Origin of the sequence: Sphingomonas sp. 67-41, assembly GCF_001899725.1 — a bacterium.
GTDB classification, from domain to species: domain Bacteria; phylum Pseudomonadota; class Alphaproteobacteria; order Sphingomonadales; family Sphingomonadaceae; genus Sphingomonas; species Sphingomonas leidyi.
Window position 1 is genome coordinate 29,218 of sequence record NZ_MKWJ01000013.1, and the last position, 22,145, is coordinate 51,362.

At 69.7% G+C, this 22,145-nt stretch carries 22 protein-coding genes and 1 tRNA gene; 16 read left to right on the forward strand and 7 right to left on the reverse strand.

The window, feature by feature from the left end; genetic code table 11:
- Positions 1 to 8: 8 nt before the first annotated feature.
- From BGP17_RS07165 to BGP17_RS07180, 4 genes are all read left to right on the forward strand, one after another.
- The gene (locus BGP17_RS07165; protein ID WP_286711500.1) at positions 9 to 1,346 is read left to right on the forward strand and encodes a replication-associated recombination protein A; all 1,338 of its coding nucleotides are present in this window, start codon (positions 9 to 11) and stop codon (positions 1,344 to 1,346) included.
- Positions 1,343 to 1,690, forward strand: a complete 348-nt coding sequence (locus BGP17_RS07170) for a hypothetical protein (RefSeq protein WP_286711501.1) — start codon at positions 1,343 to 1,345, stop codon at positions 1,688 to 1,690. Before BGP17_RS07165 ends, BGP17_RS07170 begins: the two co-directional genes overlap by 4 nt.
- Positions 1,691 to 1,719: 29 nt before the next feature.
- Positions 1,720 to 2,583: a hypothetical protein gene (locus BGP17_RS07175; protein ID WP_286711502.1), complete on the forward strand. Its 864-nt coding sequence runs from the start codon at positions 1,720 to 1,722 to the stop codon at positions 2,581 to 2,583.
- Between the two features lie 119 nt (positions 2,584 to 2,702).
- Entirely contained in the window at positions 2,703 to 3,068 is a 366-nt protein-coding gene (locus BGP17_RS07180) for a hypothetical protein (protein ID WP_286711503.1), read from the forward strand.
- An 8-nt stretch (positions 3,069 to 3,076) separates the two neighbouring features.
- On the opposite strand, the gene BGP17_RS07185 is transcribed toward BGP17_RS07180, so the two are convergent.
- Together BGP17_RS07185 and BGP17_RS07190 are read right to left on the reverse strand one after the other, a co-directional pair.
- Positions 3,077 to 3,727 carry a DsbA family oxidoreductase gene (locus BGP17_RS07185; protein ID WP_286711504.1) on the reverse strand — a complete coding sequence of 217 codons (651 nt, stop codon included), beginning with the start codon at positions 3,725 to 3,727 and terminating at the stop codon, positions 3,077 to 3,079.
- A 60-nt stretch (positions 3,728 to 3,787) separates the two neighbouring features.
- A complete protein-coding gene (locus BGP17_RS07190) occupies positions 3,788 to 4,117 on the reverse strand; it encodes a hypothetical protein (RefSeq protein ID WP_167298203.1) in 330 nt (109 codons plus the stop codon).
- A 185-nt stretch (positions 4,118 to 4,302) separates the two neighbouring features.
- On the opposite strand from BGP17_RS07190, the gene BGP17_RS07195 reads away from it, so the two are divergent.
- The 5 genes from BGP17_RS07195 (at position 4,303) to BGP17_RS07215 (ending at position 11,113) form a co-directional block, all read left to right on the forward strand.
- Positions 4,303 to 4,680, forward strand: coding sequence for a BlaI/MecI/CopY family transcriptional regulator (locus BGP17_RS07195; protein WP_167298202.1), 378 nt, complete (start codon positions 4,303 to 4,305; stop codon positions 4,678 to 4,680).
- A gap of 2 nt (positions 4,681 to 4,682) precedes the next feature.
- Positions 4,683 to 6,410, forward strand: coding sequence for a M56 family metallopeptidase (locus tag BGP17_RS07200; protein WP_286711505.1), 1,728 nt, complete (start codon positions 4,683 to 4,685; stop codon positions 6,408 to 6,410).
- A gap of 90 nt (positions 6,411 to 6,500) precedes the next feature.
- Positions 6,501 to 7,445, forward strand: a complete 945-nt coding sequence (locus BGP17_RS07205) for a hypothetical protein (protein WP_286711506.1) — start codon at positions 6,501 to 6,503, stop codon at positions 7,443 to 7,445.
- A gap of 21 nt (positions 7,446 to 7,466) precedes the next feature.
- The gene (locus tag BGP17_RS07210) at positions 7,467 to 9,515 is read left to right on the forward strand and encodes a TonB-dependent receptor plug domain-containing protein (RefSeq protein WP_286711507.1); all 2,049 of its coding nucleotides are present in this window, start codon (positions 7,467 to 7,469) and stop codon (positions 9,513 to 9,515) included.
- Positions 9,515 to 11,113 carry a serine hydrolase gene (locus BGP17_RS07215; protein ID WP_286711508.1) on the forward strand — a complete coding sequence of 533 codons (1,599 nt, stop codon included), beginning with the start codon at positions 9,515 to 9,517 and terminating at the stop codon, positions 11,111 to 11,113. Before BGP17_RS07210 ends, BGP17_RS07215 begins: the two co-directional genes overlap by 1 nt.
- Before the next feature lie 102 nt (positions 11,114 to 11,215).
- Here BGP17_RS07215 and BGP17_RS07220 read toward each other — a convergent pair whose 3' ends face one another.
- Positions 11,216 to 11,962: a siderophore-interacting protein gene (locus tag BGP17_RS07220; RefSeq protein WP_208413382.1), complete on the reverse strand. Its 747-nt coding sequence runs from the start codon at positions 11,960 to 11,962 to the stop codon at positions 11,216 to 11,218.
- 163 nt (positions 11,963 to 12,125) lie between these two features.
- On the opposite strand from BGP17_RS07220, the gene BGP17_RS07225 reads away from it, so the two are divergent.
- From BGP17_RS07225 to BGP17_RS07255, 7 genes are all read left to right on the forward strand, one after another.
- Entirely contained in the window at positions 12,126 to 12,938 is an 813-nt protein-coding gene (locus BGP17_RS07225; RefSeq protein ID WP_167298197.1) for an AraC family transcriptional regulator, read from the forward strand.
- On the forward strand, positions 12,922 to 13,047 hold the full coding sequence (locus tag BGP17_RS07230) for a hypothetical protein (RefSeq protein WP_279589383.1): 126 nt from the start codon (positions 12,922 to 12,924) through the stop codon (positions 13,045 to 13,047). The genes BGP17_RS07225 and BGP17_RS07230 overlap by 17 nt, the downstream gene beginning before the upstream one ends.
- A 37-nt stretch (positions 13,048 to 13,084) precedes the next feature.
- Positions 13,085 to 13,438 carry a YbaN family protein gene (locus BGP17_RS07235; protein ID WP_286711509.1) on the forward strand — a complete coding sequence of 118 codons (354 nt, stop codon included), beginning with the start codon at positions 13,085 to 13,087 and terminating at the stop codon, positions 13,436 to 13,438.
- A 74-nt stretch (positions 13,439 to 13,512) separates the two neighbouring features.
- Positions 13,513 to 13,588: transfer RNA gene (locus BGP17_RS07240), tRNA-Thr, on the forward strand.
- Positions 13,589 to 13,661: 73 nt separating this feature from the next.
- Entirely contained in the window at positions 13,662 to 15,230 is a 1,569-nt protein-coding gene (locus BGP17_RS07245; protein ID WP_286711510.1) for a toll/interleukin-1 receptor domain-containing protein, read from the forward strand.
- Entirely contained in the window at positions 15,227 to 15,832 is a 606-nt protein-coding gene (locus tag BGP17_RS07250; protein WP_167298195.1) for a nucleotide synthetase, read from the forward strand. The genes BGP17_RS07245 and BGP17_RS07250 overlap by 4 nt, the downstream gene beginning before the upstream one ends.
- A gap of 21 nt (positions 15,833 to 15,853) precedes the next feature.
- On the forward strand, positions 15,854 to 17,431 hold the full coding sequence (locus BGP17_RS07255) for a tetratricopeptide repeat-containing protein (RefSeq protein ID WP_286711511.1): 1,578 nt from the start codon (positions 15,854 to 15,856) through the stop codon (positions 17,429 to 17,431).
- Here the strand turns inward: BGP17_RS07255 and BGP17_RS07260 are convergent.
- From BGP17_RS07260 to kdpC, 4 genes are read right to left on the reverse strand one after another with little or no spacing between them, the layout of a single operon-like run.
- Positions 17,428 to 18,075: a Crp/Fnr family transcriptional regulator gene (locus BGP17_RS07260; protein WP_167298193.1), complete on the reverse strand. Its 648-nt coding sequence runs from the start codon at positions 18,073 to 18,075 to the stop codon at positions 17,428 to 17,430. The genes BGP17_RS07255 and BGP17_RS07260 overlap by 4 nt on opposite strands.
- 51 nt (positions 18,076 to 18,126) lie before the next feature.
- Positions 18,127 to 18,810 (reverse strand): response regulator, encoded by a 684-nt coding sequence (locus BGP17_RS07265; protein WP_167298192.1) that lies wholly within the window; start codon positions 18,808 to 18,810, stop codon positions 18,127 to 18,129.
- Positions 18,807 to 21,467: a DUF4118 domain-containing protein gene (locus tag BGP17_RS07270; protein ID WP_167298191.1), complete on the reverse strand. Its 2,661-nt coding sequence runs from the start codon at positions 21,465 to 21,467 to the stop codon at positions 18,807 to 18,809. Before BGP17_RS07270 ends, BGP17_RS07265 begins: the two co-directional genes overlap by 4 nt.
- Positions 21,464 to 22,063 (reverse strand): potassium-transporting ATPase subunit KdpC, encoded by a 600-nt coding sequence (gene kdpC, locus BGP17_RS07275; protein ID WP_167298190.1) that lies wholly within the window; start codon positions 22,061 to 22,063, stop codon positions 21,464 to 21,466. The genes BGP17_RS07270 and kdpC overlap by 4 nt, the downstream gene beginning before the upstream one ends.
- Between the last annotated feature and the right edge of the window lie 82 nt (positions 22,064 to 22,145).

Here is a 22,145-nt window from a genome sequence, read left to right on the forward strand (position 1 = left end):
TGCCGACGATGGCTGATCTTTTCGCGACCGAGGAACAGGCGCCGCACGCCCCCGGAAGTGCCGCCGGCCCGCTGGCCGACAGGCTGCGCCCGCAACGGCTCGAGGATGTCGTGGGGCAGGAGCATCTGACCGGTCCCGAAGGCGCGATCGGGCGGATGGTCGCGGCGGGCAAGCTCTCGTCGATCATCCTCTGGGGCCCGCCCGGCACCGGCAAGACCACGATCGCGCGCCTGCTCGCCGATGCGGTGGGCCTGCGCTTCGTCGCGATCAGCGCGGTCTTCTCGGGCGTCGCCGATCTCAAAAAGGTGTTCGCCGAGGCGAAGGAATATGCCCGGCTCGGCCGGCGCACGCTTCTGTTCGTGGACGAGATTCACCGGTTCAACCGCTCGCAGCAGGACGGCTTCCTGCCCTATGTCGAGGACGGCACCGTCACCCTGGTCGGCGCGACCACCGAGAACCCGTCGTTCGAGCTCAACGCGGCGTTGCTCAGCCGCGCGCAGGTGCTGATCCTCCGCAGGCTCGACCATGAGGCGCTCACGCTGCTGCTCGATCGCGGCGAGGCGCTGGAGGCGCGCCCCCTGCCCCTGACCCCCGAAGCGCGCGACGCGCTGGTGGCAAGCGCGGACGGCGACGGGCGCTTCCTGCTCAACCAGGCCGAGACTCTGTTCTCGGTACGGTTCGAGGCGCCGCTCGATCCCGCCGGCCTGTCGAACTTCCTCCAGCGCCGCGTCGCGGTCTACGACAAGGATCGCGAGGGGCATTACAACCTGATCTCCGCGCTGCACAAATCGGTGCGCGGCAGCGATCCCCAGGCGGCGCTCTATTATCTCGCCCGCATGCTCACTGCCGGCGAGGAACCGCTCTACGTGCTGCGCCGGCTGGTGCGCATGGCGGTGGAGGATATCGGCCTCGCCGATCCCAACGCGCTGCTCCAGTGCCTCGCGGCCAAGGACACCTATGAATTCCTCGGCTCTCCCGAGGGCGAGCTGGCGATCGCCCAGGCCTGTCTCTATGTCGCCACCGCGCCCAAATCGAACGCGGCCTATACCGCACAGAAGGCGGCGTGGCGCGCGGCGAAGGAGACCGGCTCGCTGATGCCGCCGCAGAACATCCTCAACGCCCCCACCCGGCTGATGAAGGACATCGGCTATGGCAAGGGCTATACCTATGATCACGACGCCGAGGGCGGCTTCTCGGGCGACGATTACTGGCCCGAGGAGATGGCGCCGCAGACCTTCTACACCCCCACCGATCGCGGCCATGAGAAACGCATCGCCGAACGCATCGCCTGGTGGAACGAGATGCGCGAGCGGCGGCGGGACGACGGAAGGAAATCGGGCGAATGAAGGACTGGGAAGACGCCACTGCCTATGCCCGCACGCTGCCCGACGTGGTGATGGAGAAATGGTGGGGCACGCCCTGCCCCAAGATCAACGGCAAGGGCTTCATGTCGCCCGGGCGCGAGCAGGGCAGCTTCGGGCTGATGGTCACCAGCCCCGAGAAGGAGATCCTGTTCGAAACCGATCCGGAGACCTTCTGGCAGACCGCTCACTACGCCAATTATCCGATGCTGCTCGTGCGCTACGGAACCGACAGTCGCGAGCGGATCGAACTCTATATCCAGCGCGCCTGGTGGGACCGCGCGAAGAAGCCCCAGCGCATCGCGGCCGGAATGGCGGAGCGGCCATGAGCGCTCCTCCTTTCCTTCCGAGGAACTAAGTGCCCGCTTTCACCGATTTCATCGCGATCGACTGGTCGGGCCAGGCAGTCGAGCGGCCCAGGGGGCTCGCCGTGGCGCGCGCCGGGGCCGGCGCCGGTCCGCCCGAACTGGTCGAGCGCGCCTGGTCGCGCCAGGACATTGCCGACTGGCTCGCCGAACTGGCGGACGGCGGCACGCGGGCGCTGATCGGGCTCGACCTGTCCCCCGCCTTCCCGCTGGTCGACGAAGGCGCGTATTTTCCCGGCTGGGAACGCTCCCCGCCCGACGGGCCCGCCTTGTGGAAGCTGGTCGACCAACTCTCCGCCGAAGACCCGCACCTTGCCGCCAGCAGCTTCGTGAGCCACCCGGAGGCGCGCCGCCATTTCCGCCGGATGGGCGATTGCGGCGACCTCTTCCCGCCCGGCCGTGGCCGTTTTCGGGTGTGCGAGCATGGCCAGGCGGCGATGCACCTGTCGCCCTATAGCTGCTTCAACCTGGTCGGCGCGAGCCAGGTCGGGAAGTCGAGCCTCACCGGCATGCGCGTTCTGCACCGATTGCGGGGCAAGCTGCCGCTATGGCCCTTCGATCCGCTGCCCGAGGCCGGCCCGGTGCTGGTCGAGATCTACACCGCGCTCGCCGCGCGGGCTGCCGGCATGCGCAAGGGCATCTCCAAGATCCGCGACGCCGCGACGCTCGACGGGATGCTGGCCGCGCTCGGCTCCCGAGCCCATGCACCGCTCATCCGCTATGACGATCACGCCACCGATGCGATGCTCAGCGCGGCCTGGCTGCGGCATGTCGCCGGCCGGCCGGAACTCTGGACGCCCGCCGGCCTGACGCCGGAATTGGCCCGCACCGAAGGCTGGACCTTCGGCGTCCCCTGAGCCGTCATTGATCTCGGCCAGGCGCATTTTCGTCGCATGGGCGATGTGCGCGCGCCGCCGAGCCAGCAGCGTCCCCCAAAGGGCACCCGTCGCGGGGCCGTTCTCCAGGGAGCATTTGCATGCAGGCCGTCCTCCTCATCCTCTCCTGCCTCGCGGCGGCGCCGCACGACGCGCCGCAACAGGCGGCCAGACCGGCGCAATCTGCCGCCAAGACGCCGCCCGCCCCGACCGTGCTCAAGCTGCGCACCGGCATGAAGGTCTATTCGTCGGACGGCGTGCTCGTCGCGGAGACCGCGCACATTCCCTCGCCTGTCGGCTTCTACGAGCCCAACGCCAGCTTCTTCACCGCGCAGGAACGGCCGTTCATGGAACGGCGCATCTATGCCCGCGAGGCCTGGCTGGACGGCGATGTGGTGCGGTTGCGGATGACCGCCGCGCAGTTCCGCGCACGCGGCCAGAACCCGCCGGGCGCACCCGGCTCATAGGCGCTCGCCTAGGCGGGCTCGGCCGCGATCTGGCGGAGCGCCTGCTCGAAAGCCTCGGGCGGCTGGCCGCCCGAGATCAGCCATCGGTCGTCGATGACGATCGCGGGCACCGAGTGGATGCCGCGTCCCTGCCAGAGCTGCTCGGCCTGGCGAACCTCCGCGGCATAGCGGCCCGAAGCGAGCACCTCACGCGCGGCCGCGCCGTCCAGCCCGGCCTTCTCCGCCGCGGCAACGAGCACGTCATGGTCCGACGGGTCGCGCTGGTCGGTGAAATAGGCTTCGAACAGCGCATGCTTCAGCGCCGCCTGGCCGCCCTCGATCGCCGCCCAGTGGAGCAGCCGGTGCGCATCGAACGTGTTGTAGATGCGGCTGTCGGCCGAACCGTTCATCGTGAAGCCCAGCGCCGCCGCGCGGTCGCGGATCATCTGGCGGTTCACCGCCGATTGCTCGGGCGTGGAGCCATATTTCCGCGCGATGTGCTCGCCGACATTCTCGCCCTCGGGCGCCATGTCCGGGTTGAGCTCGAACGGCTGGAACCGGATTTGCGCGGCGACCAGGTCACCGGTCCGGGCCAGGGCTTCTTCCAGGCCCTTCAGGCCGATGATGCACCAGGGGCAGGAGACGTCGGAGACGAAATCGATCTTTAGAGAGCGGGGCATCGGCAATCCTTGTGTCGGCATGTTCCGCCAAGATGGGAGCCGGGCGTCCCGATGCCAATGTCAGCCCCGCTTCAGCGCGTCCGCCCGCCGGAGATATTCGTCCGCCATCTCGAAGCGGATGCGCCGTACGCCGGGATCGTCGCTGTCCGCTGCCCGCGCGCGCTCCTCCCGTGCCCGGCGCTGCAGATAGGCGCGCTCATCCTCCGCCACTTCCGGCTCCGCCACCTTCGCCGGCAGTTCGGCCACGGCCCCGCGCTTCGGCTCGGTGGCCAGCGCCTCGTACATCGCCGCCAGGGTCAGGTGCTGTTCGCGAGCGGAACCCGTCAGTTCCGCCGCCATTTCGCGCTGGAGCGCCGCGCGGGCCTGGTAATAGTCGTGCTGCTTGTTCATCGCTGTCCCCGCTGCGCGGATGCAATTCTACGAGACCTTGCGCAAAAGCGAAGGTTTCCGGGCAGCAATGGTCGCTCGGGGGCGCCATTCCATCGCATATCCCGGCACCCTGCGCATGTCGCCGAAGGGGCTTGCATGCACTACAAATGTAGCGTAAGCTACAAATGTAGCGTAAAGGGATTCTCATGCTGAACAACCTGCCGCCCCGCGAACGCCAGATCGTCGACCTGCTCTACGAGCGGGGCGCGATGGCGGTGTCCGACGTCTGCGACGCCCTGCCCGACAAGCTCTCCGCCTCGGCGGTCCGCGCGATGCTGACCCGGCTCGAGCAGAAGGGCGCGGTGCGGCGCGAACAGAGCGAGCGCGGCTATCTGTTCTCGCCCGTCGAGGCCGAGAGCAAGGCGAGCGTCAATGCGCTCGGTCATGTCGTGCGCACCTTCTTCAACGGTTCGACCACCCATGCCGCCAGCGCCCTGCTCGGCATGAGCGGGAAGCTGGACGAAAACGATCTCGACGAGCTGGAGGCGATGATCGCCGCGGCGCGCGCCAAGAAGGGAGCCTGACCATGACCGCGTTGCTCGGCCTCGTGCTCAAGTCGCTGGTGATCGCCGGCATCACCCTGATCCTGCTCCGCCTCACCCGCAGCCGTTCGGCGGCGGAACGCTCGCTGATCGCGCATCTTGGCCTGGCCGGATTGGTGATCCTGCCGCTGGCCACGCTGGTGCTGCCGTCCATGCGCCTGCCGATGCCCGAATTTGTCCAGAGCGGATTCGAGGCGCCGGCCGCCCAGGTCACGCGCCCGCTGGCCGCGAAGCCGTCGATCGCCGACGGGGCGCCTGCCGCATTGCCGTCGTCCCCCACCAGCGCCGCCGGGGCCCCTGCCGCCGCTCAGCCCTGGCTCACGCTGCCGCAGGGCTGGGAGCGCTATGCCTATGCCCTGCCCGTGCTGGCGCTGCTGCTGCTCACCATCGTCGCGCTGCTCCGCCTCGTCCGCCTGCGCGCCGATGCCGAAGTCCTTGTCGACCCGGTCTGGCTGAGCGCGCTTGCCCATGCCCAGCGCCGCATGGGGATGAAGAGCGGCACCGCGCTGCTGGTGAGCGATGCCCTGCCCTCGCCCATCTCCTGGGGCCTTGCCCGCCCCACCATCCTGCTCAGCGCCGACGCGCTCGCCGCCACCGACGAGGCCGAAGCGATCATCGCGCACGAGCTGGCGCACGTCTCCGCGCTCGACTGGGCCAAGCTGATGCTCGCCCGCGTCGCCACCGCGATCCACTGGTTCAACCCGCTCGCCTGGCGGCTGGCACGCGAAGCGCACCAGCTGCGCGAGGAAGCCGCCGACGATGCCGTGCTCGCGGCGAACATCGATGCGCCCGACTATGCCCAGCTGCTCGTCCGCGTCGCCCGGCACGAGAGCAAGGGCCTGCTGCTCGGCGCGCATGGCGTCGCGCCCGGCAAGGGCAGCCTCAAGCGCCGTGTCGGCCGCGTCCTCGACGCGACGCTGCCGCGCGGCCGCGCCCAGGGCTCGTGGATCGCCGGCTTCGGCGCGGGCATGCTGGTGATGGCCGCCCCGCTTGCCGCGCTGACCGTCGGCGCCGCCGAAAGCCACGACGCCGCCAAGCCCGTACGGGAGGGCAATGCCGGCACGCGCGTGCCGGCGAGCCCGGTCGCCGCGCCCGCCACGTCGCCTGCCGCCCATGCGGCCCCGACCCCGGCTCCGGCGGCCACCGAACGCGCCCCCGCCCTTGCCGCGGCCACCCCCACGCCAGTAGCCGCCCTCGCCCAGGCCGATCCCCGCCAGGATCGCGACGCCCGGAACGACGACGGCCGCGACCGCGAACTCCATGCGATCATCGGCGCCCGCGCGGTCGGCGTCACGCCCGAATATATCGAGGCGATCCGCCGCGCCGCGCCGCAGCTCGGCCCGATCAGCCTCGACGACGCGACCAGCATGCGCGCCGTCGGCGTGACGCCGGAATATGTCCAGGCGATGATGTCCACCGGCCTGCGCATCCGGTCGTTCGACGACATCGTCTCGGCCCGGGCGGTGGGCGTGAATCCCGACTATGTCCGCAGCCTGGTGTCGGCCGGCTTCCGCGGCCAGCTGGACGATTATGTCGCGCTCGCCGGCATGGGCGTGAGCGCCGACGATGTCCGCCGCCTGCGCAGCGCCGGCATGCCGGTCGAGATCGACACGCTCGCTCTCACCCGCAACGGCCGCAAGCGCGGCCCCAACCCCAATCCGCGGCCCAATCCGAATCCGCATCCCGATCCGGACCCCAATCCCGACAACTAAGCCCGCCCTTTCACCTGCCCATTGCCGAAGCGCCAACGCCCCGTCCGGGGCGGACGCCCCCGGCTTGCCCGTTGCACTAGGAGAAATGCCATGAACCGCGTTCTTGCCGTCATCGCCTCCGTTACCCTGCTCGCCACCACCGCCATCGCCGGCGATCGTGCCCGCGACCCGGTCACTGCGTCCACGCCGATCGGCTTCAAGCTCCAGCTCGAAGCCAGCGGCACCCGTTTCGAGCTGCGCCTTACCTTCGGCCCGCGCAGCAACATGAACACCCAGGTCAGCCACGAACAGCTCGGGCTCGACGGCCGCGCGCTCGAAGCCAATGGCCCGGTCCGCTTCGCCATGGCCCGCGAGCCCGGCCGGCTCGACTGTGCCGGCGATGCCGACAAGCGGATCGCCACCGGCAACTGCACCTTCACGCCCGCCGCCGAATTCGCGCGCTATCTCGCCGGCCGCGGCATCGGCGAACCGAGCTTCAAGGAATCGCTCGACCTGACGCTCGTCGGCGCCAACAAGGCGCTGGTCGAAGCGCTGGCCCAGGCCGATTATCCCAAGCCGACGATCAACCAGCTCGTCGCCCTTTCTGCGCTTCGCGTCACCCCGGCCTATGTCGCCGACCTTGCGCACCAGGGCTTCCGCCCCGACAATCTCGAAGACCTAACCGCTTTCGCCGCGCTCGGCATCGATGCCGACTATGCCGGCAAGATGCTGCGCGCCGGGCTGGGCAAGCTCCGCGGCAGGAACCTGATCGAACTCAAGGCACTCGGCGTCTCGCCCGAGTTTCTCTCGGACATGGCGGGCGCGGGGCTGCGCAACCTCACCGCCGACCAGGCCGTGCAGCTCAAGGCGATCGGCGTCACGCCCGCCTATGTTCGCGAGCTGGCCGCGATCGGCTACGCCGATCTGCCGGCGAACCGGCTGGTCGAGATGAAGGCGGTGGGCGTCACCGCTGAGGACGTGCGCCGCGCCCGCAAGATCGGGATCACGCAGCCCACGCCCGATCAGCTCGTCCAGCTGCGCACGCTGCGCAACTGATCGCCGCGCAGCTTCTCCCACATGCGTCCAACTGCGCTGCTTCTCGCCGGCGCCGCGCTCCTCCCCGTGAGCGCGGCTGCCCAGACCACCACCGCGCCGCCCGTCGCCAAACAGGTCTTCGCTCCCGAGGACTTCGCCCATTTCGTTCCCCGGACCGCCTATGACATGCTCGTCCGGGTCCCCGGCTTCACCATCCGCAGCGCGGACCAGGAGCGCGGCCTCGGCCAGGCGTCGGAGAATGTACTGATCAACGGCGAGCGCATCGCCAACAAGACCGGTGGCGCGATCGCCGAGCTCCAGCGCATCGTCGCCGCCAATGTCGAGCGGATCGAGATCGTCGACGCCTCCACCCTCGGCATCGCCGGGCTTGCCGGCCAGGTCGCCAACATCATCCTCAAACAGGCCCGCAAGGCCGGCGGCCAGTTCGAATGGCGGCCGGACTTCCGCGCCCATTATTCGCGCCCCAATCTGTTCCGTGGCAATCTCAGCTACACGGGCAGGGCGCGCGGGATCGACTATACGCTATCGCTCGAGGACCAGACCGGGCGCGGCGGGCTCGGCGGGCCGGAGCTGTTCCATGCCGCCGACGGATCGCTGATCGAGCGCCGCGAGGAAGTATATCATTCGGAATCGGACACGCTCGTCGCCAAGCTCAGGCTCGGCTTCGACGGGCCGGGCGGTGCCAAGGGCCATCTCATCCTCAACTATTCGCCCTATTGGGGCCCGGTCTATGATTTCGAGCGGCGCTATCGTGCCGACGGCAACGACGGCACCCGCCTGCGCCTGAACCGGCTCGACGGCTGGATGTACGACGTCAACGCGGATTATGAATTCCCGCTCGGGCCTGGCCGGTTCAAGATCATCGGCCTGCGCCATTTCGACCATGAGCCGCTCATTTCCACCCAGGTGGACAGCTTCGCGAGCGGCGCGCCCGATCAGGGCACCCGTTTCGGGCGCAACTCGTACATCACCGAAACCATCGCCCGTGCCGAATATGGGTGGAAGATGGGAGGGAGCGACTGGCAAGTGTCGCTCGAACGCGCGGCCAACGGCCTCGATCAGCGCGGCTCGCTCGCGAAGCTCGATCCGCAGGGGAGCTTCGTGCCGGTTCCCTTCCCGGGCGGCAGCGGGATCGTGCGCGAAGTCCGCCACGAGGGCATGGTGACGTTCAGCCGCCCGCTCGGCGCGGGGATCAGCCTCCAGGTCGCCGGCGGCGGCGAGTTCAGCACGCTCGAGCGAGTCGATGGCGACTTGCCCGCACGGCACTTCTTCCGGCCCAAGGGCAGCGTCACGTTCGGGTGGCGGCCGGACAAGCAGTGGGATCTCAGCCTCAAGCTGCGCCGCCGGGTCGGCCAGATCAGCTTCTACGACTTCCTGGCCCAGCCCAACCTCAAGTCCGAGCGGCAGAATGCCGGCAACGCGGAACTCGTCCCGCCACAGAGCTGGGAAGCGGAAATGGAGGTCGGCCGCACGCTGGGTGACGCGGGCAAGACCCGGCTGCGCGCCTATTATTACGCAGTCGAGGATATCGTCGACATCGTGCCGATCGGCGCGGATGGCGAGGGCGTCGGCAATCTGCCGCGGGCGACGCGCTTCGGAATGGAGAGCACCAGCACGATCCAGTTCGCGCCCCTGGGCCTGCCCGGCGCCCGGCTAGACGCCACGTTGGGCTTCGAGATCGCCCGGGTCCGCGATCCGCTCACCGGCGAGATGCGCCCGATCAGCGGGACGCAGGATCGCTGGGCCGAACTCGATTTCCGCCACGACCTGCCGAACAGCGATTTCGCCTGGGGCGCCACGGCCGGCCTCAATCACAATACAGCCTATTATTATCTCACCGAAGTGAACCGCGAGAACGAAGGCCCCTGGTTCGCCAACGTCTTTGTCGAGCACAAGGACGTGTTCGGCCTCACCGTGCGCGCGCAGGTGGGCAATGTCCTCAACGGCAGGCACTATTATGATCGCCAGGTCTATGCCGGGCGACGCAATGCGACTCCGCTGGTGTTCCGGCAACATAACGACCAGCTGATCGGGCCGATCTTCACCTTCACCATACGCGGGAGCTTCTGATGCAATTGATAGACCGAGCCCTGCGCTCCATCGCAGCATCGACCCTTCCTCTATCCGTCGCAATCCCCGGCGCTGCCCTGGCCCTTCTCGCGACGGCCGCCCCCGCTCAGGCCCAGGCTCAGGCGCAGCCCCAGGCCCGGCAGGCTCCGCTGCTCACGCCCGAAACGGTGATGCTGACCATCGACATGGCGCCTGGCGAGCCGCCGCTCGTCGTGACGCTGGCCGAGCTGATGCAGGCCTTTCGCGTGCCGGGCATGAGCGTTGCGGTGGTGCAGGACAATCGCATCGCCTTCTCGGCCGGCTTCGGCGTGACCGAGGCCGGCGGCACCACCGCGGTCACCCCGGCCACGCTGTTCCAGGCCGCCTCGATCAGCAAGCCGGTCACCGCGATGGGGGCGCTGTGGCTGGTCGAGCGGGGCAAGCTCTCCCTCGACGCCGATGTGAACACCCAGCTCAAGCGCTGGAAACTGCCCGAGAGCCCGCTCGCGGCCACCCGGAAAGTCACGCTGCGCCGGCTGATGACTCACAATGCCGGCCTGAACGTCCATGGCTTTGCCGGCTATGCGCAGGGCACCGCGGTGCCGGGCATCGAGCAGATCCTCGACGGCAAGCCACCCGCCAACAGCCCGGCGGTCCGCGTGATCGCGGAGCCCGGCAGCAAGTGCCTCTATTCGGGCGGCGGCGTGACGATCGAGGGACTGATGATCCGCGAGGCGGCGGACCAGTCGTTCGAGGATTTCATGGCCGCACGCGTCCTGCGCCCCGCCGGCATGACGAGCAGCAGCTTCGCCCAGGCCCTGCCCCCCGAACTGGCGGCGCGCGCCGCCAGCGGCACCGGGCCCGACGGCGCCGTCACCCCGGGCAAATGGCATGTCTATCCCGAACTCGCCCCCGATGGCCTGTGGACCACCGCGGAGGACCTGGCCCGGCTGGGCATCGAAGTGTCGCTCTCCCGCGAAGGCAAGGCCAACCATGTCCTGTCGCAGGCGATGACGCGCGAGATGCTCACCCCGCATTGTCCCGACGATCCCGGCAATCCCGGCGGCATCGGCCTGGGCTTCGGCGTCGGCTATGGCGGCCATCCCGGCCAGTTCCGCCACAGCGGCGCGAACGAAGGCTTTCAGGGGCTGATGTTCATGGATGCCGACAAGGGCTGGGGCATCGCCCTGCTCGGCAATTCGGACAGTTTCAGTTCCATCTACGACCGCATCGTCCAAGTCGTCGGCGATGCCCAGGGCTGGCGATATCCGGCCCGCCCGCCGAGCGCCGGGGACCTGCTTCTCGTCGTCGCCGCCCGGCGCGGCGTGGATGCGGCGCTGGCGCAATATGACCGCACGCGGAACGGGAAGGACGATCCATCGGTCCTCAACCTGCTCGGCTACCGCCTGCTCCGCCAGAACCAGATCGCCGATGCGGTTCGCGTCTTCGCGCGCAACACGGTGCTCTATCCCCAGGACGCCAATGCCTGGGACAGCCTGGGCGAGGGCAATGCACGCGCCGGCAGCCGGGAAGCCGCGATCCGCGACTATCGGCGGTCGCTCGCACTGGATCCAACCAACGCCAATGCCAAGCGCCAGCTGGAGAAGCTCGAGCGGTAGGGCGGGGACTCAAACAAGTATCTGATTTTACCGCGTCATCTTCACGTTTTCCTTCGTCATCCCCGCGCAGGCGGGGATGACGGGCTTGGTCGAGGCTGAACTCTAATCCAGCCCGGTCTTGCCCGGCGCCCAATAGGCCTTGGTCGCGATCCGGCTCGCCGGTACCGCCAGCCGCTTCAGTCGCTGGCGAAGCCGCTGGACGGTGCCTGCCTTGCCGGTCAGCACGAAGCCGGTGCCGCCGGCCGCCAGCGTCGCAAGCCGCACTTCCATCTCGCCGACATGCGCATCGTCCGCCGTCCTTTCGAACAGCGCGACGCGGACGAGGCCCAGCTGCTCGGCCACCCGGCAACTGCCCTCCACGTCGCCGACCTCGAAATAGCCGGCAACCATGCGCCCGGGATCCTGATAGGCAAGCGCATGGGCAAGGCCGATCGAGGTCTCGTCGCCGAACACCGCCAGCGGGCCGTTCATCCGGCTGGCATCGAGCGAGCCGCGGGGCCCGAAGATGTCGCACATGTCGCCGGGCGCCGCGTCGCGCACCCAGGCGCTGCCCGGCCCGTCGCCATGCACATGGCCCAGAATACAGGCGCGCCCGGTCCCGGGGTTCCACTCGATCGGCGTGTAGGTCCGCGCCGTGAACGCCGATCCCATCGCGATCTGGATCTTCTGCCCCGGCGTCCAGGCGACCCCCTCCAGCGCCGGGCCCTCCAGGGTGATCAGCCGGAAGTCCCGGGCGAGCCGCTCGCTGGCGGTCACGGTCGCGCGCTTCATCAGCAGCCGGATCAACGCCTGGCCGATCCGGCCGGGGGCCTTGGCCACGGGGCGTTCGGGCGATTCCATCGGCAGCATCACATGGTCCTCACGCTGAATTCCTCGTCACGGCCCCGCCGCTTGCGCCATCCTTCCGGGCTCGACGGGTTCGAAAACAACTGATAATGGCTCGCATTATTGTCGTCATTGCGAAGTACGGACAGAATATTATTCAATTCCGCCAATCCGCGTGGAAGCAAGCATGCCGATCCTGAACGAACTGGGCCATGATAGCGATTGGATGGATCCGGACGAGGTGCCTCGCCCGGTCGTCACCTATGGCTTCATCACCGAGGTGTTCGGCAGCATCGAACTCGCCCCGCACCGCCATGCCAAGGGCCAGATCATCCTGGCCCAGCGCGGCGCGCTGAGTTGCGAGGTAGACGGCGGCCTGTGGATCGTCCCGCCGCGCAGCGCCATCTGGATTCCCGGCGGCGCCCTCCATTCGGTCAAGGCGACGGGTGCGCTGGAAGGCTATAACGCCTTCATCGCCCCGGACGCCGAGGCGGGCCTTCCCGGAAGCTGCTGCGCCCTCTCGGTCAGCCCGCTGCTCCGCGAGTTGCTCGCCCGCGCCGCGGCCCTGCCCGCCCTCTACGAGGAGAGTGGCGCCAATGCCCGGCTGGTCTCGGTCCTGCTCGACGAGATCGCCGCGGCCCGGATCGAGGATCTTCACCTCCCCATGCCCGCCGATGCCCGCCTCCGCCGCGTGGTCGACCTGATGATGGCCGCCCCGGCCGAGCGCGGGACGCTCGATGCCTGGGCCCGCCGCGCCGGCCTGAGCGAGCGCACGCTCGCCCGGCTGATCCACCGCGAGACCGGCATGAGCTTCGGCCGCTGGCGCCAGCAGCTGGGCGTGATGCTCGCGATCAAGTGGCTGGCGGGCGGCGCCTCGATCCAGCAGGTCGCGGCCGATCTCGGCTATGAGAGCGTACCGAGCTTCGTGACCATGTTCCGCAAGGCGCTGGGCACGTCGCCGGGCCGCTACATGGCGGAACGCCATGCCAGCCGGCGCTGATCCGCGCGGGGGCTGGACGCCGGCCCCCGCGCGCGCCACCCTGCCGCCGCCCGCCAAGGAGAACCGCATGATCCCCGCCCCCTTCCGGGTCGCCCGCCATCCCGCCTGAGCCGCGCCTCGGCAGCCGCGCGGCGCGCCTGTTCTGGGTGGCGCTCGGCTTCTTCTTCGTCGCGCTCGGCGTGATCGGCGCATTGCTGCCCGTCATGCCGACCACGATCTTCCTGATCCTGGCGGCGGGCTGCTTCGCCCGCGGCTCCACCCGTCTCGAGGCCTGGCTGCTCGATCATCCCGCGATAGGCCCGCCGATCCGGCAATGGCGCGAGCAGGGCGCGATCCCGCGCCGCGGCAAGGTCGCGGCCTGTGCCGGCATCGCGCTGGGCTATGTGCTGTTCTGGATCTCGGTGCGCCCTCATGTCGGGCTGGCGCTCGGCGTCGCGGCGGCGATGGCTGCCTGCGCGCTGTGGATCGTCACGCGCCCCGCGCCCATCGGCCCGGCATAGTTCGGTCTTGACCGCCCGGGCGAAGCCGACCAAGGGGCGGGCGACCTGCGGATCACCGCGGGTTTCAGGCAGGTGCCGGGTTAGCTCAGCTGGTAGAGCAGCGGTTTTGTAAACCGAAGGTCGCGGGTTCGATCCCTGCACTCGGCACCAGCACGGTCCAGTCCCCCGTTGACACGCCATCCCGCTCTGGCAGCTTGGGAGCGGGGTCGAGGGGGAGCGTGGCATGACCGGGGAACGCTATCGCGCGTTCATCAGCTACAGCCATCGGGACGCGCAGATCGCGCGCTGGCTGCACCGGAAGCTCGAATCCTATCGCTTCCCCCGCCGGCTGACCGGCAGGCCGGGGCCGTTCGGCCCGGTTCCGGCGCGGCTCGGGCCGATCTTCCGCGATCGGGAGGAGTTCGCCGCAGCGACGAGCCTCAGCGATGCCGTGACCCGGGCGATCGCGGCATCCGAAGCGCTCATCGTCGTCTGCTCGCCCGCCGCGGCCGCCTCGCCCTGGGTCGCGCGCGAGATCGCGGCATTCCGCGCGGCGCATCCCCAGGCGCCGCTCCTGCTCGCCCTTGTCGACGGTGAACCCGATGCGGCATTTCCCGCGCTCGCCCGGGCCGGCGACAACGAACCGCTGGCGGCAGACTTCCGCGCCCGGGGCGACGGGCGCCGGCTCGGCCTGCTCAAGCTGCTCGCCGGCCTGGCCGGCGTGCCGCTCGGCGAACTCGTCCAGCGCGATGCCCAGCGCCGGCTGCGGCGCGTGACGGCCGTCACGGTCGCGGCGCTGATCGCCCTGCTAGCGCTGACGGCGTCGAGCGTCGTTGCGATTCGCGCGCGGCACGAGGCGGAACAGCGGCGACAGGCCGCGGAAGGGCTGGTCGAGTTCATGCAAACCGATCTCCGCGAGCGATTGAAGGCGGTGAACCGCCTCGACGTGCTCACCGCCGCCAACCGGCGCACGCTGGCCTATTATTCCGCGCAGGACCTTGCCGAGCTGCCGCCCGATGCCCTGGCCCGGCGCGCTCGCATCCTGCACGCGATCGGCGAGGACGATCTCGACCGCAAGGACGATCCGGCCGCGGCCGCGGCATTCGCCGAAGCGCGCCGCACCACCGGCGCACTGCTCGCGCGGACGCCGGACGATCCCGAGATGCTCTTCACCCATGCGCAGAGCGAATTCTGGATCGGCGACCTGGCGATCAAGCGCCACGACCTGCGCGGCGCGGAAACCGCATTCCAGGCCTATATCGCGCTCGCCGATCGGCTGGCGCGCGTCGCGCCGAACGATGCGCGCAGCCTGCAGGAAGTCGCCTTCGCCAATGGCAGCCTGTGCAGTGCCCGCTACGACATGCGCCGCACGGACGGATTGCTCGACTTGTGCATGCGGGCACTGCAGGCGATGGAACGCGTCGCGGCGATGCGCCCCGGTGACGCCGACGCGCTGCGCGGCCTCGCCAACCGGCACGCCTGGGTCGCCGACGTCTATTTCCACCGCCTCCACGACCCCGCCACGGCGAGGCGGCACCGCGACCGCGAGGCGGCGATCATCGAGGATCTGCTCCGCACCGACCCCGCCAATGCCCAGCTGCGCCGCAAGCGCATCTGGTCGCAACGCGCGCTCGGACTGATCGAACTGGAGACGGGTGCCGTCGCACGCGGCGAGACGCGACTGGCGCAGGCGATCCACGACCTGGAGGCGATCGTTGCCGGAGACCCGGCCAATCGCAGCCTCGCGCAGACGCTGGCGGAGATGAAGCAGGAACTCGGTGAGGCGCGTACCAGAAAGGGAGAAGGACAATGAATTTCTTCGAATTACCGGAAGGCGATCCCGAATCCGATATCGCGCACGTCAAGAAGATATCCATTCAACTCGAAGCAATCACCGGCAAGGATGGCGCGATCGCGCCGGTGGTCCAGGCGCTGCAATTCGTTCCGCAATATTATGACGATGGCGAGGATGGCGCCGGCGCCCATGTCGGCGCGAACCCGGAAGCGATCCAGGCCGCGATAAGCGGCTTCATCGGACGGAACCCGCCGGCGACAGAGCCCGTGGGCGGCCCGCTGGATTTCGGGCTCGTCTACAAATGCTATGTCGTCATCCGTCTCGAGGGGCAGTTCTGGGAATTCGCGCGCGAGAACGCCGTCACCACCAAGCAGCAGCATGCCAATGCCCGCTACTACAACCTGCGGACGCACAGCCGCGACAGCGACGGCCGGATCTCGGCAGTCTCCTTCTGCGCGCGAACGCCGCTCCGGCTGTGGGACCAGGGCGGGACCGGCGTGAAACATGGCTTCAATCTCCATGTCGACTTCGTCGAGCGCGCGCGGGACGGCAGCGTCATCCGCCGCCTGCCGGTGATCATCGATCCCGATGTGGAAAATCGCGGAAACGGAGGCCGATAGTCCGATGCGCGCATCCATCCGATGACGCCGACGCTGCTTTCGATCACCGCGCTGGCGCGGTCCGGAGCGGAGGAGCTGGCATGGCGGCTCTTCCGCTCCGCGGGGCTCGATCGGATCGGGGACGATCCGGCCGTGCTCGCCCTGCACGGCCGGCTGCGCAAGGATCGCGCGCTTGGCCTGACCGGCGCGGCGCGGCGCGAGGCCGCTGCCCGTGCCGCGGACGCCTATGCCGCCGCAGCGCAGCTTCGCCCGGCAACCTACCCGCTGATCAACGCGGCGACGCTGTCGCTGATCGCGGGCGACCGCGAGGCGGCCCGGCGATTGGCGGGCGCAGCGATCGCGCTGCTCGATGCCGGCACCGGCGAGCCCGACACGCCCTATTATCTCGAGGCGACCCGTGCCGAAGCGCTGCTGCTCGGCGGCAAGCGCGAGGCAGCGGAGGTCGCGCTCCGCGCCGCCATCGCGCTGGCGCCGCGTGCCTGGGAGGATCATGCCTCCACGCTGCGCCAGTTCGCAACGATCCTCGCCGAGCTGGCGCTCGATCCGGCCTGGCTCGATGCCTATCGCCCGCCGCGCACGCTGCACTATGCCGGACAGATGCGGATCGACGACGACGCCGCACGGGCAGCCGCGATCGACGGCGTGCTGGCGGCCGAGAATATCGGCTTCGGCCATGGTTCGCTGGCCGCCGGGGCCGACATGCTGATCGCCGAGCGGCTGCTCGCGCGCGGCGCGGAGCTGCACGTCACCCTGCCCTGCGACCGCACGACATTCCTCCGCCGGTCGGTCGAAGCCTTTGACGGCAACGCCGGGCGCTTCGAGGCCCTGTTGGCGCAGGCGGCAACGGTGCGCGAGATCGGCGAGGAGCGCGACGCCGACCCTGTGCTGGCGGGCGAACTCGCCGACGCGCTCGCCATGGGCGGCGCGGTGATGCGCGCGCGCCAGCTGCAGACACAGGCCGTGCAACTGATCGTCAGCGAGATGTCGCAAGGCGCGCCGGCCGCCCCGAACAGCGCACGCCTCGCGCGGAGCTGGGCGGCGACCGGCCGTCCGCGACATGTGCTGGACGCGGGCCGGGTCCCCGCCGGTGCCGCGACGCCGGGCGGCGAGACGGATGCCCCGCAATTGGTCGCCATCGTCGCGATCAGCCTCTGCGGGCCGGACGACGAGACCGCGGCCGATCGGGTCGCCGCACGGCTGGCGGCGCTGCCCGAGCCGATCGGCCTGATCGCCCCGCCCGCGTGGCGCGCGGACGGCGTCGTGCTCCACTATGGATCGGCCCGCGAAGCCGCTGCCGATGCGACCCGGCTCCGTGCCGCACTCGCCGAAGATGGCCCGGTGCGCATCGCCGGGGATCTCGGCGTCCTGCGGATCGTGCCCGCCCCCTTCGGAGGAGGCACGCTGGTGCTGGGCTCCGCAGCCCGCCGCATCGACCGGATACTCGATGTAACCCCTTCGACTGCAGTCTATTTTTCCGAGTTTCTCGGTGCGGCCCTTGCCGCAAGCACGGGGACGGACGAGAACGCCCGCCTGGAGCCGATCGGCGAGCTGCCGGGCACCACGCTCTCTCTCCATGCCCTGGGCGGATACGGCCGCTAGACCACCATGTCGGCCAGCCGCGCCGGGGCGACGATCACCAGCGCATCCGCGTCGCGCCGCACGATGCCGCGCCGTTCGAGCGCGCTGACCGTGCGCGACACGGTCTCGCGCGTGGTGTAGACGCGCGCGGCCAGTTCGGAGAGCACCGGTGCCGGCGCGATCGTCATGCCGTCCGCCCCCGCAAGGCGCAGGAGTTCCTCATGCACCCGCCCGGCGGCGGAGAGCGTCGCGCGCGACAGCATCTGCTCCGATACCCGCGCCAGCTGGCGGAGCAGCGCCCGCGAAAGCGTGAGCCCCACACAGCTGTGCGTCTCCAACAGGCTCAGAAAGTCCGCGCCGCCGAAGATGGCGGAATCGAGGTCCTCCAGCGCGGAGATCTCGCTGAAATGGTCCTGCGCCCCGGACAGCGCGCCGAACAGGTCACCGGGCGCGAAGTCGTAGAAGCGGATCAACAGGCCCTCGGGCGAGATGACGAAGGAGCGCGCCCGTCCCACGACCAGCAGATGGACGTCGTGGCAGCGTTCGCCCTGTCGAACGATCGCGCTGCCCGCCGGATAGGCGCGCGGCCGTGCGCGCGCCTCGATCTGCCGCGCGGTCTCGGCGGAACAGGCGAAGACCCGCTCGATGAAGTCGTTAAGCGCCAAGGCACCCCCCGGTTCCCGTCCCGCCCACATTGGGCGGGTCCGGCCCCGGGTTCAAGCCATCAGGCGATAGCCCACGCCCGGCTCGTTGCGGATCACCGACGGTGCCGCCGCGTCGTCCTCCAGCTTGCGGCGGACGCCGCGCGCGGCGACGCGGAGATATTCGACGTCATGCTCGTGCCCCGGCCCCCAGACGGTGCGCAGCAGCTGGGCATGAGTCACCACGCGCCCCGGATGCTTGGCAAGCTCCGCGAGAAAGCCGAATTCCTTGGGGGTAAGATGCACTTCCTCGCCGCCCTTGCGCACCAGCCGCGCGCCCAGGTCGATCTCGATCGCATCGATCCGCACCACCGGCATCTCGGCCTCCACCGAAAGGCGGTGGCGCAGCGCGGTGCGGACGCGGGCAAGCACTTCCTCGGTATCGAACGGCTTGGTGACATAGTCGTCCGCGCCCAGGTCGAGCGCCGTGACCTTCTGCTCGGTCGCATCGCGCGCGGAGACGACGAGCACGGAGGCGCCCGCCGCCTTGAGCAGCGGCACCAGCTCCAGCCCGTCGCGATCGGGCAGGCCGAGGTCGAGCAGCACCGCCTCGGGCTTGTCGATCTGCATGGCGCTCAGCGCATCGCGCGCGCTCGCCGCCTCCACCACCCGGTAGCCGGCACGCCCCAGCCCCGCGCCGAGCAGGCGGCGGATCGCCGGTTCGTCGTCCACCACGAGAATTTTCGCCTGCTGGCTCATTCGCCTGGATTTCCTTTCCGAAGCAGGGCTTCCGGGAAGCGGATGGTGAAGATCGCCCCGCCCCGGTCGGTGCGGTTCGCCGCGGAGACGCTCAACCCCATCGCCTCGGCAAATCCCTTCACGATGGCCAGGCCGAGCCCGGTGCCGCCCTTGCGGTCGGATCCCTCGATCCGGGTGAAGGTCTCGAAGATCCGCGCCTCGTCGCCCGGCGGCAGGCCGGGGCCCTCGTCCATCACGCTCAGCGTCATGCTGCCCGGCTGGCGGCGCGCGGTGAGCGTGATCGACGAGCCCGGATCGCCATATTTCCCGGCATTCTCGATCAGGTTGATCAGGCAGTGGTGGAAGAGTTGCGGATCGACCGAAGCGAAGGGGAGCTCGGGCGGCACGTCGAGCCGCACCGGATGGTCCTCCAGCACCCGCCGCAGGTCGTGCACGGCGGCGGCGACGGCCTCGGCAAGGTCGACCGGCTCGATCGACTGGTGGAGCGCCCCCGCTTCGATCCGCACCATGTCGAGCAGATTGGCGACGAAGCGGTTGAGCCGTTCGGCCTCGGCGCGGGCAGCGGACAGCTGCTCCCCCTGCCCTTCGCTCGCCGGCCGCATCTCGCCCAGCATGCCGAGGATGGTGGTGAGCGGCGTGCGCAGGTCGTGGCTTACCGAGGAAAGCAGGGCCGCGCGCAGCCGATCGCGCTCCTTGAGCTGCGTTACCATCGCCATCTCGCTCTCCAGCGCGATCCGCTCGAAGGCGAGCGCGGCCTGATCGAGCAGGCTGAGCAGCAGCGGCAGCTGATCCGAGCGGAGCGGATTGCCCGCGTCGATGCGGGCGACGCCCAATACCCCCAGCGCGCGCCCGCCCGCCGCGAGCGGATGGAACAGCCATTCCGAGGCGGTAAGCGTGTCCGACCCGCGCCCCGCCGGGCTGTTGTGGTCGAACGACCATTGCGCCGCCGCCTGCTCGATCATCTCGAGGCGATCCTCGGGCGGATAGGCCGCGCGCAGCCCGAGCTGGCCATGTTCGGGGAGCAGCAGCACCGCGCTCACGTCGAGCAGCCGGGCGACTTCGGCGCAGAGCGTCTGGCCAAGGTCCTCCTGCGTGCTCACCCCCGTCAGCAGCCGCGCGAAGCCGGCCAGCGTGCTGTTCTGCGCGGCGCTGCGCTGGGCCAGCTCCGCCTGTGCCCGCACGCGCGCGGCGAGCTGGCTGGAGACCACTGCCACGCCCATCAGCACCAGCACGGTGATGATGTTCTGCGGGTCCTGGATGGTGAAGGTCCGGGTCGGCGGGATGAAGAAGAAATTATAGGCGAGCGACGAAACCAGCCCGGTCACCACGCCCGGGCGAACGCCGTAGCGTGTCGCCGCGACCATCACCGGCAACAGATAGAGCAACCCGATATTGGTGATGTTGCCCAGCGAGAAGATCGTCGCCCCCAGCACGGTGACCGCGACGACCAGGCCGAGCGACACGATATAGTCGACCGGGGAGCCCCATCGGCCGCGCGGGCGGAGGTGCCGGCCGCGCGCAGGCGCTTCGAGCATCGGCAGCACGTGCACCGCGATGCCGGGAGTCTCGCGCACCAGCCGGTCGACGACCGAGCCGTGCCGCAGCTCGAACCAGCGCGAGCGCGCCGACTTGCCGACGATGAGCTGGGTGGCGCGCGCCTCGGCGGTGAAGCGCTTGAGGCCCTCCAGCACCGATTCCGCCGGCACCGTCGCCACCTGCCCGCCGAGCTGGCTGGCGAGGTGCAGCGTCGCGGCGATCTGGGCATTCTCCGCGTCGCTCAGCCGGGCGGTGCGCGGCGTCTCGATATGCACCGCGGTCCAGGGGGCGCGCAGGCCGTCGGCGACGCGCTTGGCGGCACGGACCAGCTCGGCCGAGCCGGGCAGCTCGCTCACCGCCACCACCAGCCGCTCGCTGGCCGCCCAGGTGCCGGCCAGCGCGTGCGTGCGCAGATAGTCGAGCATCTGCGCGTCGACAGCCTGCGCGGCACGGCGGAGCGCCAGCTCGCGCAGCGCGGTCAGGTTCGACTTGGAGAAGAAATGCCCCAGCGCCCGCGTCGCTTCCTCGGGGACATAGACCTTGCCCTCGCGCAGCCGCTCGATCAGCTCGTCGGGGGGCAGGTCGACGATCTCCAGGTCCGCCGCCTCGAGCACGCGGTCGGGAACGGTCTCGCGCACGCGCACCTTGGTGAAGGAGGCGACGACGTCGTTCAGGCTCTCGATGTGCTGGATGTTGACGGTGGAATAGACGTCGATCCCCGCTGCGAGCAGCTCCTCGATATCCTGGTAGCGCTTGTCGTGCCGGCTGCCCGGCGCGTTGGTGTGGGCGAGTTCGTCGACCAGCACCAGTTGCGGCGTGCGGGCGAGGATCGCGTCGATGTCCATCTCGGCGATGGTCCGGCCATGATATTCGACCGGGCGGCGCGGCACGATCTCCAGCCCCTGGACGAGCGCCTCGGTCTCGATCCGGCCATGCGTCTCGACCACACCGATGACGACGTCGATGCCCGCCTTGCGCCGTGCCGCCGCCTCGGTGAGCATCTCATAGGTCTTGCCCACTCCGGGCGCCGCGCCGAGAAATACCTTCAGACGGCCGACACCCTCCTGCGCAACCACGCGCAGAAGGGCATCGGGATCGGGTCGCTGATCGTCGTCGCTCACTCGGCGGCTTTTGCGCCCTGCGCCGCCTGCTTGTCGAGATCGCGATTGAGCGCGAGCACGTTGACGTGCGGTTCGCCCAGGAAGCCGAGCAGCGGCTGCTCGACATGCGCGTTCACGATGGCCCGCATCTTCTCGACGCTCAGTCCGCGCGCCTTGGCGACGCGATCCACCTGGAAAAAGGCCGCCTCGGGGCTGATGTCAGGGTCGAGCCCCGAGGCGGAGGTGGTCACCAGATCGGCGGGAACCGAGTTTCCTGGTGCGGAACGGTTGGCGGCGACATCCTTGGCGACGCGATCGGCGAGCGCCTGCGACGTGGGGCCGAGATTGGAGCCGGAGGAAGCGGTGGGGTCGTACCCATTGGCGCCGGCGGCCGAGGGGCGGCCGTGGAAATAGCCCGGGCCGGCAAAGCCCTGGCCGAGCAGCTCGGAGCCGCGCACCCGGCCGTTCTCGACGATCAGGCTGCCATTCGCCTGGTGCGGGAAGGCGAGCTGGCCGACGCCGGTGAGCGCTGCCGGATAGGCGAGCCCGAGCAGGGCGGCGAACAGGACCGTCAGGACGATGGCCGGACGGAGAGCGGTGGTGAGGTCGTTCAACATTTCTAGTTCCTTGCTTCCCTCATGCCGGGAGGTAGAATGCGTCGGAGTGCCAAGGGAATTTCCGTCATCCCCGCGCGGGCGG

Coding starts and splice junctions, on each gene's coding strand:
- BGP17_RS07165 (WP_286711500.1), top strand. CDS start 9: ATGGCTGATCTTTTCGCGACCGAGGAACAGGCGCCGCACGCCCCCGGA.
- BGP17_RS07230 (WP_279589383.1), top strand. CDS start 12,922: ATGCCAGCCGGCGCTGATCCGCGCGGGGGCTGGACGCCGGCCCCCGCG.
- BGP17_RS07205 (WP_286711506.1), top strand. CDS start 6,501: ATGAACCGCGTTCTTGCCGTCATCGCCTCCGTTACCCTGCTCGCCACC.
- BGP17_RS07190 (WP_167298203.1), bottom strand. CDS start 4,117: ATGAACAAGCAGCACGACTATTACCAGGCCCGCGCGGCGCTCCAGCGC.
- BGP17_RS07200 (WP_286711505.1), top strand. CDS start 4,683: ATGACCGCGTTGCTCGGCCTCGTGCTCAAGTCGCTGGTGATCGCCGGC.
- BGP17_RS07255 (WP_286711511.1), top strand. CDS start 15,854: ATGACGCCGACGCTGCTTTCGATCACCGCGCTGGCGCGGTCCGGAGCG.
- BGP17_RS07245 (WP_286711510.1), top strand. CDS start 13,662: ATGACCGGGGAACGCTATCGCGCGTTCATCAGCTACAGCCATCGGGAC.
- BGP17_RS07195 (WP_167298202.1), top strand. CDS start 4,303: ATGCTGAACAACCTGCCGCCCCGCGAACGCCAGATCGTCGACCTGCTC.
- BGP17_RS07170 (WP_286711501.1), top strand. CDS start 1,343: ATGAAGGACTGGGAAGACGCCACTGCCTATGCCCGCACGCTGCCCGAC.
- BGP17_RS07210 (WP_286711507.1), top strand. CDS start 7,467: ATGCGTCCAACTGCGCTGCTTCTCGCCGGCGCCGCGCTCCTCCCCGTG.
- BGP17_RS07180 (WP_286711503.1), top strand. CDS start 2,703: ATGCAGGCCGTCCTCCTCATCCTCTCCTGCCTCGCGGCGGCGCCGCAC.
- BGP17_RS07185 (WP_286711504.1), bottom strand. CDS start 3,727: ATGCCCCGCTCTCTAAAGATCGATTTCGTCTCCGACGTCTCCTGCCCC.
- BGP17_RS07225 (WP_167298197.1), top strand. CDS start 12,126: ATGCCGATCCTGAACGAACTGGGCCATGATAGCGATTGGATGGATCCG.
- BGP17_RS07265 (WP_167298192.1), bottom strand. CDS start 18,810: ATGAGCCAGCAGGCGAAAATTCTCGTGGTGGACGACGAACCGGCGATC.
- BGP17_RS07215 (WP_286711508.1), top strand. CDS start 9,515: ATGCAATTGATAGACCGAGCCCTGCGCTCCATCGCAGCATCGACCCTT.
- kdpC (WP_167298190.1), bottom strand. CDS start 22,063: ATGTTGAACGACCTCACCACCGCTCTCCGTCCGGCCATCGTCCTGACG.
- BGP17_RS07250 (WP_167298195.1), top strand. CDS start 15,227: ATGAATTTCTTCGAATTACCGGAAGGCGATCCCGAATCCGATATCGCG.
- BGP17_RS07220 (WP_208413382.1), bottom strand. CDS start 11,962: ATGCTGCCGATGGAATCGCCCGAACGCCCCGTGGCCAAGGCCCCCGGC.